The following is an 11,970-nucleotide window of genomic DNA, read 5'->3' as shown; positions in this document are numbered from 1 at the left end:
CCGCCGCGATGGTGCAGCGCATGCAAGACCACGGCCATACGCAAAATCGCGTATAGGCCGCACCGCGACCCAGGACCTAGCCTGCGCTCGTCGATCCGGGCCGCCTCTCAAGGCCCGGACGCGAACAGGGTCAGGCACATGGCAGACGACACCGAGACCGGCGCCGATCACGGCTTGCGCTCCCCGCTGCGGCGCAGGCTGCTCATGGGGTTGGCCGGCGCCCCCGCGCTGGCGCTGTTGCCGCGCACGGCCTGGGCGGCGCCGCCGACATCGGCGGTGAACACCACCGGCCTCGCGGTGACGGACACGGAGGTGACGGTCGGCATCCTGCACTCGATCACCGGCACCATGGCGATCTCCGAGACGGGCGCGCAGGAAGCGGAAAAACTTGCGATCCAGCAGATCAACGAGGCCGGCGGCGTGCTCGGCCGCAAGATCAAGATCATCCAGGAGGACGGCGCGTCCGACTGGCCGACCTTCGCCGAGAAGGCCAAGAAGCTGCTGGTCAACGACCACTGCGCCGCCGTGATGGGTTGCTGGACCTCGGCCTCGCGCAAGGCGGTGCTGCCGGTGTTCGAGCAGTACAACGGCCTCCTGTACTACCCGACCTTCTACGAGGGCCTGGAGCAGTCGAAGAACGTCTTCTACACCGGCCAGGAGGCCACGCAGCAGATCCTCGCCGGGCTCGACTGGGTCCACAAGGAGAAGGGCGGCGACAGCTTCTACTTCATCGGCTCCGACTACATCTGGCCGCGCACCTCCAACAAGATCGCCCGCAAGCACGTCGAGAACGTGCTCAAGGGCAAGGTCGTCGGCGAGGAGTACTTCCCGCTCGGCCACACCCAGTTCAACTCGGTGATCAACAAGATCAAGCTGACCAAGCCGAAGGTGATCTTCGCCGACGTGGTCGGCGGCTCGAACGTGGCGTTCTACAAGCAGCTCAAGGCGGCGGGCATCGACCTGTCGAAGCAGGTGCTGATGACGATCTCGGTCACCGAGGACGAGATCGACGGCATCGGCGGCGAGAACATCGCCGGGGCCTATGCCTGCATGAAGTACTTCGAGTCGATCCAGAACGAGAACAACAAGGCCTTCGTGGCCGCGTTCAAGAAGATGTGGGGCGAGAAGACCGTCATCGGCGACGTGACGCAGGCGGCCTATCTCGGCCCGTTCCTGTGGAAGATGGCCTGCGAGAAGGCCGGATCGTTCGACGTCGACAAGGTGGTGGCGGCCTCCCCGGGCCTCGAGTTCAAGGGCGCGCCGGAAGGCTACGTCAAGATCGACGAGAACCACCATCTCTGGTCGAAGACCCGGGTCGGCCGGGCCAAGCCGGATGGCCAGTTCGAGATCGTCTACACCAGCCCCGAGCTGATCAAGCCGGACCCGTTCCCGAAGGGCTACCAGTAGCTCCACGACAGCAACTGACTCGCGCCGCCGCTCATCCGATCGAGCGCGGGTCCCCTCTCCCGTGCGGGAGAGGGACAGGGTGAGGGATGCGACCTCTCCGGAAGAACCTAGTCCCTCACCCCAACCCTCTCCCGCACGGGAGAGGGGGCGCGTCGCGGACTTCGGTATCGGCACCGAACAATCCGCTCGGAGGACGCTCGCCCTCCGCCCCGATCTGCAGCGGAAGACCAAGACATGCTCGGCGACTACTCCCTCGGCGACCTCGGCGCGATCTTCGCCATGCAGGGCTTCGCCGGCCTGATCCTGTTCTCCGTCTACCTGCTGATGGCGCTCGGGCTCGCGATCATCTTCGGCCAGATGGGCGTGATCAACATGGCCCACGGGGAGTTCATGATCCTCGGCGCCTACGTCACCTATCTCTGCTCGGCCTTCTTCCAGTCCTACCTGCCGGCGCTCTTCCCGATCTACTTCTTCATCGCGATGGGGCTGGCCTTCCTCGCCTCCGGGGCCTTGGGCATGCTGGTGGAGTGGGGCCTGATCCGGTTCCTCTACAAGCGCCCGCTCGACACGCTCCTCGCCACCTGGGGCCTGTCGCTGATCCTCCAGCAGGCCTACCGGTCGATCTTCGGCGCCCGCGAGGTCGGCGTCGAGCTGCCGTCCTGGCTGATCGGCTCGGTGCAGGTCACCGACACGATCGAGATCCCGATCAACGGCCTGTTCGTCATGGCCGTCACCATCCTGATCACCGTCAGCGTCGCGCTGCTGATCTTCCGCTCGCGATTCGGCCAGCAGGTCCGCGCCGTGATGTCGAACCGCGCCATGGCGGGGGCGGTGGGCATCGATACCGAGAAGGTCGACCGCTACACGTTCGGCCTCGGCTGCGGCATCGCCGGCGTCGCTGGCTCGGCCTTCACGATGATCGGCTCGACCGGGCCGACCTCCGGCCAGCTCTACATCGTCGACACCTTCCTGATCGTCGTATTCGGCGGCGCCGCGAGCCTGCTCGGCACCATCGCGTCGGCCTTCTCGATTTCCCAGACGCAGTCGACCCTGGAGTTCTTCCTCTCCGGCTCGATGGCCAAGGTCATCACCCTGCTCGCGGTGGTCGGCATCCTGATGCTGAGGCCCCAGGGCCTCTTCACCCTCAAGGTCCGGCGCTGAGGATGTTTTCCCGATGACGAACCCGGTCCAGACCCTCACCAAATCCGTCACCGTCAACGACAACCCGTTCATGAAGCCGGTGGAGTGGCTCAGCCTGCTCCTCCTGGCCGGAGTGATCCTGGTCGTCCTGCCGCTGATGCTCGACGGCTTCCGCCTCAACCTCGTCGGCAAGTACCTCACCTACGCGTTCGTCGCCCTCGGGCTCGTCATCTGCTGGGGCTACGCAGGCATCCTCTCCCTCGGCCAGGGCGTCTTTTTCGGATTGGGCGGCTACTGCATGGCGATGTACTTGAAGCTGGAAGCTTCGAGCATCGAGAACACCAAGATCCAGTCCACGCCCGGCATCCCGGACTTCATGGACTGGAACCAGATCACGGCGCTGCCCTGGTTCTGGCAGCCGTTCAAGAGCCTGCCGCTGACGCTGCTCCTGGCGGTGGCCGTCCCGGTCCTGTTCGCGATGCTGATCTCCTTCGCGATGTTCAAGCGCCGGGTCGGCGGCACCTACTTCGCGATCATCACCCAGGCGATCGCCGCGATCCTGACCATCCTGATCGTCGGCCAGCAGGGCTACACCGGCGGCATCAACGGCATCACCGACCTGCGCACGCTCCACGGCTGGGACATCCGCACCGACCACGCGAAGGTCATCCTGTACTTCGTGAACGGCGGCCTGCTGATCGCCTGCATCCTGGCGGCGCAGTACGTGAAGAAGTCGAAGCTCGGCCGCATCCTCGTCGCCATGCGCGACAAGGAGGACCGGGTCCGGTTCTCCGGCTACTCGGTGGCGGGCTTCAAGGTCTTCGCCTTCTGCTTCGCCGCCGGACTGGCGGCGATCGGCGGCGCGATGTTCACCCTGCAGGTCGGGTTCATGTCGCCCTCCTTCGTGGGCATTGTCCCGTCGATCGAGATGGTGATCTACGCCGCGGTCGGCGGGCGCCTGTCGCTGTTCGGCGCGGTCTGGGGCACGCTGCTCGTCAACTGGGCCAAGACCAGCTTCTCCGAGAGCTTCCCCGACCTCTGGCTGTTCGGCCTCGGTGCACTGTTCATCGCGGTGGTGCTGGCCTTCCCGAACGGTCTCGCCGGCATCTGGCGCGAGCATATCGAGCCCCGCCTCACCCGCCGGGTGAAGGGGCTGCGCGCCCCGCCGCCCGCCATCGTCCCGCCCCACGGCACTCCGGCCGAGTGAGCAAGCCATGAACGCCGCGATCCTCTCCTCCTCCGTGGTCGGCGCCGAGGCGGCCCCGCCCGACTACCTCCTCGCCGTCGAGGCGCTCACGGTCTCGTTCGACGGGTTCAAGGCGGTGAACGACGTGTCGTTCTACGTCGATCCGGACGAGATCCGGGTGATCATCGGGCCGAATGGCGCCGGCAAGACCACGGTCCTCGACCTGATCTGCGGGCGCACCAAGGCCAGCACCGGCTCGATCAAGTACAAGGGCCAGGAACTGACCCGGCTCTCCGAGAGCGCGATCGTGCAGGCCGGGGTCGGCCGCAAGTTCCAGACGCCGTCGATCTACGACGACCTGACGGTGTTCGAGAACCTGGAGATCTCGTTCCCCCGCGGCCGCTCGGTGTTCGGCGCCCTCACGTTCAAGCGGGACACAGAGGTCCGCGACCGCATCCACGCCATCGCCGAGACGATCTTCCTCAAGGACCAGCTCAAGGAGCGGGCCGAGTTCCTGAGCCACGGCCAGAAGCAGTGGCTGGAGATCGGCATGCTGCTGATCCAGGACCCGGAATTGCTGATGCTCGACGAGCCGGTGGCCGGGATGAGCGTCGGCGAGCGGATCAAGACCGCCGAGCTGCTCAACCAGATCATCAAGGGCCGCTCGGTGCTGGTGATCGAGCACGACATGAAGTTCGTCGAGGACATCGCCCACCGGGTGACGGTCCTGCACCAGGGCAAGGTGCTCTCCGAAGGTTCGATGGAGCGGGTCAAGAACGACCCGAAGGTCATCGAAGTGTACCTGGGACATTGACGATGGGCTCGCTTCAGACTGCGCATCCGCCCCTGATCCAGGCGCCCCGGCTCGCCGCCCTGCCGTCCGCGACGCCGGCGCTCGCCGTCGAGGACCTGCACGCCGCCTACGGCCAGAGCGAGGTCCTGCACGGGCTGACCTTCTCGGTGGCGCCCGGCGAGATCGTCGCCGTGATGGGCCGCAACGGCATGGGCAAGACCACGCTGATGAAGACCCTGATGGGCCTCGTGCCCGTCAAGGCCGGCTCGATCCAGGTCGAGGGCGCGGATGTGACCGCCCTCAAGAGCCACGCCCGGGTCGCCAAGGGCCTCGCCTACGTGCCGCAGGGCCGCATGATCTTCTCGACCATGACGGTCCAGGAGAACATCGAGACCGGCCTGACGGTCACCGGCACCCGCAAGGTGCCGCAGGACCTGTACGACATGTTCCCGGTCCTGCTGGAGATGAAGGGCCGGCGCGGCGGCAACCTCTCGGGCGGGCAGCAGCAGCAGCTCGCCATCGCCCGGGCGCTGGCGAGCCGGCCGAAGGTCCTGCTCCTCGACGAGCCGACCGAGGGCATCCAGCCCTCGATCATTCGCGAGATGGGCCGCACCCTGAAGGCGATCCGCGACGCGCGCGGCCTCTCCATCGTCGTGTCCGAGCAGGTCCTGAGCTTCGCCCTCGACGTCGCCGACCGGGTGATCGTGCTGGAGAACGGCGCCATCGTCCACGAGGCCCCGCGCGACGGGATCGACGAGGCTGCCGTCGCCCGGTTCCTGTCGGTCTAGTCGCCGAAAGCCTCGGGAGGGTCGTCATCGCGAGCGCAGCGAAGCGACCCAGGGCAGCGCGAGGCGTCAAGACGGAGTGCCGCTGGATTGCTTCGCACCGCTCGCGAAGACGGCGGCGCCGAAGATTTGACCAGCATAATCGCAGCAGGGAGTCGTAAAAAATGCCCGAGACGCTGATCAAGGTCGATCTCACGCAATCGGCCTATGACAACGACATGGTGCACAACCGCTGGCACCCCGACATCCCGATGGTCGCCTACGTGAAGCCGGGCGCGGACTTCATCGTCGAGACCTACGACTGGACCGGCGGCTTCATCAAGAACAACGATTCCGCCGACGACGTGCGCGACATCGACCTGTCGATCGTGCACTTCCTCTCGGGTCCGATCGGCGTCGAGGGCGCCGAGCCCGGCGACCTGCTGGTGGTCGACCTCCTCGACATCGGCGCCAAGCCCGAGAGCCAGTGGGGCTTCAACGGCTTCTTCTCGAAGAAGAACGGCGGCGGCTTCCTCACCGAGCACTTCCCGCAGGCCCAGAAGTCGATCTGGGACTTCGAGGGCATGTTCACCAAGTCGCGCCACGTCCCGGGCGTGCGCTTCCCCGGCCTGATCCATCCCGGCCTGATCGGCTGCCTGCCCGATCCCAAGATGCTGGAGACCTGGAACACCCGCGAGAAGGCGCTCTACGACACCGACCCGGAACGCGTGCCGGCGCTGGCCACCCTGCCCTTCGGTCCGACCGCCCATATGGGCCGCCTGAAGGGCGACGCGAAGGACGCGGCCGCCGCCACGGGCGCCCGCACGGTCCCGCCGCGCGAGCACGGCGGCAATTGCGACATCAAGGATTTGTCGCGCGGCTCGAAGATCTACTTCCCGGTCTACGTCCCCGGCGCCGGCCTCTCGATGGGCGACCTGCATTTCAGCCAGGGCGACGGCGAGATCACCTTCTGCGGCGCCATCGAGATGGCCGGCTGGGTGCATCTCAAGGTCGAGCTGATCAAGGACGGCATGGCCAAGTACGGGATCAAGAACCCGATCTTCAAGCCGTCGCCGATCACGCCGAAATACGACGATCACCTGATCTTCGAGGGCATCTCGGTCGACGAGAGCGGCGGCCAGCACTACCTGGACGTCCACATCGCCTACCGGCAGGCCTGCCTGAACGCGATCGAGTACCTGAAGAAGTTCGGCTACTCGGGCGCGCAGGCCTACTCGATCCTCGGCACGGCGCCGGTCCAGGGCCACATCTCGGGCGTCGTCGACATTCCGAACGCCTGCGCGACGCTCTGGATACCGACCAAGATCTTCGAGTTCGACATCAACCCGGGCGCCGACGGACCGACCAAGTTCCTCGACGGCTCGGTGCAGATGCCGCTCTCGCCGGATCTTTGATGGATCTTTCGGCACGTCCGGCCTGACCGGACGCGACCTGCCCCCTCTCCCGTTCGGGAGAGGGTTGGGGTGAGGGTCCCGGTCTTTCCGGAGAGGTCGCATCCCTCACCCCGTCCCTCTCCCGCGCGGGAGAGGGGACTCGCGCTTGACCCGCCCAGCGGTCTGATCCGGCAGCCTTCCTGAAAGCACCCAATGCCCGTCTACGACTACGCCTGCGAGGCCTGCGGCCCCTTCACGGTGATGCGGCCGATGGCCGAGTTCCGCGAGCCGCATGCCTGCCCGGATTGCGGGGGCGCGAGCCCACGCGCCTTCCTCACCGCGCCGCGCGTCGCCGGCATGGATGCGGGCCTCAGGACCGCCCACGCCACCAACGAGCGCAGCCGGCACGCGCCGCGGCGCTCGGGCAGTCACGGGGCCGGCTGCGGCTGCTGCTCACCCAAGAAGGCGACCGCCGCCCCGGCCGCCGCCAAGAGCTTCCCGAAGGCGCGGCCCTGGATGATCAGCCACTGAACCAAGCGCATCCGAGGGACGATCACGGTCAGGAGGACATCACGCCATGATGCACGGAGACATCTCGTCCAGCCAGGACAGCGTCGGCGTCGCCGTCGTGAACTACAAGATGCCGCGCCTGCACACCCGCGCGGAGGTGCTGGAGAACGCCAAGGCGATCGGCAAGATGATCGTCGGCATGAAGACCGGCCTGCCCGGCCTCGACCTCGTGATCTTCCCCGAATACTCGACCCACGGCATCATGTACGACGCCGCCGAGATGTACGAGACCGCCTCCACGGTCCCGGGCGCCGAGACGGAGGTCTTCGCCGCCGCCTGTCGGGAGGCCAAGGTCTGGGGCGTGTTCTCGCTCACCGGCGAGCACCACGAGGAGCACCCGCACAAGGCGCCCTACAACACCCTGATCCTGATGAACGACCAGGGCGAGATCGTTCAGAAGTACCGCAAGATCATGCCCTGGACCCCGATCGAGGGCTGGTACCCGGGCGACCGCACCTACGTTTCGGACGGGCCGAAGGGGCTGAAGATCAGCCTGATCATCTGCGACGACGGGAACTATCCCGAGATCTGGCGCGACTGCGCCATGCGGGGCGCCGAGCTGATCATCCGCTGCCAGGGCTACATGTACCCGGCCAAGGAGCAGCAGGTCGTCATCTCGAAGGCGATGGCTTTCGCCAACAACACCTACGTGGCGGTGGCTAACGCGGCCGGCTTCGACGGCGTCTACACCTATTTCGGCCACTCGGCGATCATCGGCTTCGACGGCCGCACGCTCGGCGAGTGCGGCGAGGAGGAGATGGGCATCCAGTACGCCGCCCTCTCCAAGTTCCTGATCCGGGATTTCCGCGCCCACGGCCAGTCGGAGAACCACCTCTTCAAGCTGCTGCACCGCGGCTACACGGGCATGATCAACTCGAAGGAGAACCGGCACGGGCTGTCGGAATGCCCCTACGACTTCTACCGACGCTGGATCGAGGATCCCGACGGAACCCGCGACGCCGTCCGGGCCATTACCCGCCAGAGCGTCGGCACGGAGGAATGCCCGATCGAGGGCATCCCGTTCGTGGGCAAGGGCGCGGGCGCGCCCGACCCGGCGCGCTGATCGCCGGCCAGGCGCCGCGGGGGGCGGCTCTGGGCCGGACATTGGACCAGGAGAACCATGGACACGACTCCCCTCGGCCCCACCGCCTTCCGGGCCCCCGCGGTGCTGCTCTCCGGCCCGGTCGATTACGACATGTACCGGGATTTCCGCCGCCAGCTCGGCGCGGCGGGTGATCGCGAGATCGTCGTGATCGAGTTGACGACGCTCGGCGGCGATCCGGAAGTCGCCCGGATGATGGGCGAGGATATCCGCTTCAACAGCGCGATGGATCCCAACCGGCGGTTCGTGTTCCTCGGCAAGGCGGCGATCTACTCGGCCGGCACCACCTTCATGAGCTTCTTCGCGAGGCCGAACCGCTACCTGACCTGCGGCACGCGGCTGATGATCCACGAGCGCAAGATGAACAAGCAGCTCCAGATCCAGGGCCCGCTCACCACCTGCATCGCCTCCGTGAAGGCGACGCTCAACGAGATCCTGTGCTCGATCGAGATCCAGAACGAGGGCTTCGCCAACCTGATCCAGGGCTCGGACGTGCCCCTCGACGAGGTGCTCGAGAAGGCGCCGTCGAACTGGTACCTCGAAGCCGAGGAGGCCAAGAGACGTGGCCTGATCGAGGCGGTCATCTGAGCCGCGTCTTCGCGAACGCAGTGAAGCAACCCCGGGCAGCGCGACACTGGCGAGCGTGGCGCTGCTGGCTCGCTTCGCTCCGCTCGCAAAGACGGCGGATCCTCACGTCTGCGGGTAATCGGCGCCCAGGCTGGTCTCGCGCCACGCCTCGATCTCGGCCAGACGCTGCCTCAGCCGGGTCGTCACCGCGTCGTACCCCCAGGCGCCCAACACGAGGTGGCGCGGCGGGTCCGCCATCTCGGTCACCCGGATCATCGCCTCGCCGGCCCGCACCGGGTCGCCTGCCTGGGTGCCGCTCTTCTCCGAGGTCGCCTTGAGGCGCGCGCCGGCGGTCTCGGCGTAGTCGGGAATCGCGTTCGGCGTCTGGATCAGGGAGCGCCCGGCCCAGTCGGTGCGAAACGGCCCCGGCTCGATGCAGGTCACGCGGATCCCGAGCGGCCCGACCTCGGCGGCGAGCGAGTCCGAGAACCCTTCGACGGCGTGCTTGGTGGCGGCGTAGTAGCCGGAGGCCGGAAAGCCCACGAAGCCCGCCACCGAGGTGACGTTGAGGATGTGACCCGACTTCTGCGCCCGCATCACCGGCAGCGCGGCACGGGTCAGCGCGAACAGGCCGAACACGTTGGCGTCGAACTGGGCGCGGATCTTGTCATCCTCGCCCTCCTCGATCGAGGATTGATAGCCGTAGCCGGCATTGTTCACGAGCACGTCGATCCGGCCGAACTTGTCCGTCGCGGCGAGCACGGATTCGGCGATCTGACCGGTCTCGGTCACGTCCAGGGACAGGGCCAGGACCCAGTCCTCGGCGCCCCGCGCGAGGTCGGCGACCTTGGCGCGGTCCCGCGCGGTCACGACGGCCCTCCAGCCGCGACCGATGACGAGCTTGGCGAGCTCCAGGCCGAAGCCGGTGGAGCAGCCGGTGATGAACCAGACCGGATCGCTGTTCTGCGTCATGGCATGTCCTGAGCTCGGGCGGCGGGGTCAGGGCGTAGCGGCCGGCTCCGTCAGGCGATCGACCGAGAGCAGGTAGGCGATCAGCGCCGTCTGCTCCTCCGCCGTCACGCCGGAGCCGGCATCCGCCCAGAAGGTGTGCCCCTTGCCGGTAACGCGGGCGATCCGCGCCGTATCCGAGCCGGCGTTGGCGGCGATCACCTCGGCCCGGCGATCCCGGTCGACCAGGGCGCGCAGGCTGTTGGTGGGATCGGGGGCGACACCCCTGTACAGCGTGCCCGGGACGCCGAGCTGGCCCTCGGCATCGGGCCCGACCGCGACGCCGGAATCGTGCAGGTACGGCGCCGTCCAGGCGAGGCCCACGAGGTTCGGCACCTTGTAGCCGCCCTCGGTACCCCCCTGCCCCCAGGCGAGCTGCATCTGGGCGAGCGCCGCGCCCGCGAGCGGCACCGGGACGATGACCGGATCGGCCGGGGTCGGGAACGGCGTGTCGGTGGCGAACAGCGCCGGTGGCGACAGGCGCGCCTCCATCTTGGCGCCCGCCCGCGCCCGGGTCGGCTCGGTCCCGATCTCGGCCGCCGGGACGACCCGGTGGTTGGTCAGCGCCGGCCCGGAATGGCAGCTGCCGCAGCCGGCCTTCTCGAACACCGCGCGGCCCGCGCGGACCCGGTCCGGATCCTGCCCGGCGGCCGGCGGGCGCAGCAGGTTCTGGAAGGCCGACATGGCGTTGTTGGCGTGATTGACCGGCTCCCCGGGGACCGAGGTGAACAGGCCGTTGTCGGTGACGTAGTTGGTCGCCGGATAGGTCGGCAGCACCGCGTAGCTGTTCAGGCCCGGCGAGGCCGGGGTCGGATCGACGCTGCGCAGCACCTCCGACGGGCTCCGGCCGCTGTCCTGCCTGTAGCGGAACGCCTCCGTGGCCGACCCGCGCAGCACGATCCCGAGATACGTGTCCGGATCCATGCAGAACAGCCAGGGCGCGGCGGCGGCGAGCTGGGTCGTGTCGGAATTGGCCGCGTGGACGTTGTTGTTGAGCGAGGACAGGCCCGCGAAGGGCCCGATCGCCTCGCGCCCGCTCCAGCTGTAGGGCTCGCCGTGGGCGGAGAAGCTCGACGGGATCGAGGTCGGGTTGGTGACCCGGTCGGCGGACGAATCGAAGCTCCCCGGCGGCCAGCTCGCCACCTGCACCTTCGTGGCCGCCTCGACGGCCGCGGCGTCCGGGAGCGCCGGCCCCGTGCCGGTCGAGCCGGTGTGCTGCGGGTCGGCGGAGGGCCGGGCATCGGCCTCCGGCACGCTGGCGTGCATGAAGTAGGCCGAGGAGTTCTTGGCGAGCGCCATCAGCAGCCCGGCATTGAGGTCGGTGTTGGGCGCGCCCTCAACCACCTTGCCGGTGCCGGGATCGACCGCCGAGTGGCACAGGGCGCAGGTGATCCCCATGCGCAGGTGGCCGCGATCGGAGAAGGTCTTGATCCCGATGATGAAGGCGCCGCCCTTCGGTACGTCGAGCCCGGTCGGGACCAGCTCGCCCGCCCGGTAGACGCGGTCGCCGACGCGCACGTCCTTCGCCATGGCGACCTGGAGGTCGGTGGTGCCCTGCCCGCCGAGCTTCGCCACCGCCAGGGCGACGGCGCCTGGCGTCAGGCCGCCGTCGAGCATGCCCATGACGTCGGTGAGGAAGACCTCGTTGCCGAACGTCTCCTGATAGAAGGCTTGCCGACCGCGCTCGACCATGACGGGATCGATCGCGACCGCGCCGCTCGTCGGCGCGAGCGCCTTCCGTCCGGCCTCGGTGCCGTTGAGCCCGTTGGCCTCCGCCCGTGAGACGCGGCGGCCGAGGACGTCGAAGGCGGTCTGGATCGGGTAGCGGTCCGGGTTGAGCAGGTCCGCCCGGTCGGGCATCGGCGCGTAGCTGAAGCGGCCGAGGCTCAGCGTCGCGCCGGCCGCGGCGGTCACGAGCCCGGCGGTGATCAGGATGCGGCGCGGCCAACCCATGAGACGCGAGTGTCCTTCCCGGCGCCCGCCCGCGAGGAAGCGGGACCGGAGGGCCGGGCCTTTAACCGCCGCACACTGCCAGGGTT

At 68.0% G+C, this 11,970-nt stretch carries 11 protein-coding genes; 9 read left to right on the top strand and 2 right to left on the bottom strand.

Annotated features, from left to right (window positions below; all coding sequences use genetic code 11):
• The first annotated feature begins 138 nt into the window (after positions 1 to 138).
• The 9 genes from urtA (at position 139) to LOK46_RS28855 (ending at position 8,944) form a co-directional block, all read left to right on the top strand.
• A complete protein-coding gene (gene urtA, locus LOK46_RS28895) occupies positions 139 to 1,407 on the top strand; it encodes an urea ABC transporter substrate-binding protein (protein WP_273561724.1) in 1,269 nt (422 codons plus the stop codon).
• A gap of 234 nt (positions 1,408 to 1,641) precedes the next feature.
• Positions 1,642 to 2,568: an urea ABC transporter permease subunit UrtB gene (urtB, locus tag LOK46_RS28890; protein WP_273561723.1), complete on the top strand. Its 927-nt coding sequence runs from the start codon at positions 1,642 to 1,644 to the stop codon at positions 2,566 to 2,568.
• A gap of 13 nt (positions 2,569 to 2,581) precedes the next feature.
• Complete coding sequence (gene urtC, locus LOK46_RS28885; protein WP_273561722.1) at positions 2,582 to 3,754, top strand: urea ABC transporter permease subunit UrtC; 1,173 nt, start codon at positions 2,582 to 2,584, stop codon at positions 3,752 to 3,754.
• A gap of 7 nt (positions 3,755 to 3,761) precedes the next feature.
• Entirely contained in the window at positions 3,762 to 4,547 is a 786-nt protein-coding gene (gene urtD, locus LOK46_RS28880; RefSeq protein ID WP_273561721.1) for an urea ABC transporter ATP-binding protein UrtD, read from the top strand.
• Between the two features lie 2 nt (positions 4,548 to 4,549).
• Complete coding sequence (gene urtE, locus LOK46_RS28875; RefSeq protein WP_273561720.1) at positions 4,550 to 5,314, top strand: urea ABC transporter ATP-binding subunit UrtE; 765 nt, start codon at positions 4,550 to 4,552, stop codon at positions 5,312 to 5,314.
• 161 nt (positions 5,315 to 5,475) lie between these two features.
• Entirely contained in the window at positions 5,476 to 6,705 is a 1,230-nt protein-coding gene (gene fmdA / locus LOK46_RS28870; protein WP_103984884.1) for a formamidase, read from the top strand.
• 192 nt (positions 6,706 to 6,897) lie between these two features.
• A complete protein-coding gene (locus LOK46_RS28865; RefSeq protein WP_273561719.1) occupies positions 6,898 to 7,215 on the top strand; it encodes an FmdB family zinc ribbon protein in 318 nt (105 codons plus the stop codon).
• Between the two features lie 46 nt (positions 7,216 to 7,261).
• The gene (locus LOK46_RS28860) at positions 7,262 to 8,317 is read left to right on the top strand and encodes an aliphatic amidase (RefSeq protein WP_273561718.1); all 1,056 of its coding nucleotides are present in this window, start codon (positions 7,262 to 7,264) and stop codon (positions 8,315 to 8,317) included.
• Between the two features lie 57 nt (positions 8,318 to 8,374).
• Positions 8,375 to 8,944: a ClpP family protease gene (locus tag LOK46_RS28855; RefSeq protein ID WP_273561717.1), complete on the top strand. Its 570-nt coding sequence runs from the start codon at positions 8,375 to 8,377 to the stop codon at positions 8,942 to 8,944.
• A 102-nt stretch (positions 8,945 to 9,046) separates the two neighbouring features.
• On the opposite strand, the gene LOK46_RS28850 is transcribed toward LOK46_RS28855, so the two are convergent.
• Entirely contained in the window at positions 9,047 to 9,895 is an 849-nt protein-coding gene (locus LOK46_RS28850) for an oxidoreductase (RefSeq protein WP_273561716.1), read from the bottom strand.
• Between the two features lie 27 nt (positions 9,896 to 9,922).
• A complete protein-coding gene (locus LOK46_RS28845; RefSeq protein ID WP_273561715.1) occupies positions 9,923 to 11,884 on the bottom strand; it encodes a cytochrome C oxidase Cbb3 in 1,962 nt (653 codons plus the stop codon).
• Positions 11,885 to 11,970 lie beyond the last annotated feature (86 nt).

It is taken from the genome of Methylobacterium sp. NMS14P, assembly GCF_028583545.1.
Lineage (GTDB): Bacteria > Pseudomonadota > Alphaproteobacteria > Rhizobiales > Beijerinckiaceae > Methylobacterium.
Note: the sequence above shows the minus strand (reverse complement) of the source record. Positions and strands in the feature narration are given on the sequence as shown.

Coding starts and splice junctions, on each gene's coding strand:
- urtD (WP_273561721.1), top strand. CDS start 3,762: ATGAACGCCGCGATCCTCTCCTCCTCCGTGGTCGGCGCCGAGGCGGCC.
- LOK46_RS28860 (WP_273561718.1), top strand. CDS start 7,262: ATGATGCACGGAGACATCTCGTCCAGCCAGGACAGCGTCGGCGTCGCC.
- LOK46_RS28845 (WP_273561715.1), bottom strand. CDS start 11,884: ATGGGTTGGCCGCGCCGCATCCTGATCACCGCCGGGCTCGTGACCGCC.
- urtB (WP_273561723.1), top strand. CDS start 1,642: ATGCTCGGCGACTACTCCCTCGGCGACCTCGGCGCGATCTTCGCCATG.
- urtA (WP_273561724.1), top strand. CDS start 139: ATGGCAGACGACACCGAGACCGGCGCCGATCACGGCTTGCGCTCCCCG.
- LOK46_RS28850 (WP_273561716.1), bottom strand. CDS start 9,895: ATGACGCAGAACAGCGATCCGGTCTGGTTCATCACCGGCTGCTCCACC.
- urtC (WP_273561722.1), top strand. CDS start 2,582: ATGACGAACCCGGTCCAGACCCTCACCAAATCCGTCACCGTCAACGAC.
- LOK46_RS28855 (WP_273561717.1), top strand. CDS start 8,375: ATGGACACGACTCCCCTCGGCCCCACCGCCTTCCGGGCCCCCGCGGTG.
- LOK46_RS28865 (WP_273561719.1), top strand. CDS start 6,898: ATGCCCGTCTACGACTACGCCTGCGAGGCCTGCGGCCCCTTCACGGTG.
- fmdA (WP_103984884.1), top strand. CDS start 5,476: ATGCCCGAGACGCTGATCAAGGTCGATCTCACGCAATCGGCCTATGAC.
- urtE (WP_273561720.1), top strand. CDS start 4,550: ATGGGCTCGCTTCAGACTGCGCATCCGCCCCTGATCCAGGCGCCCCGG.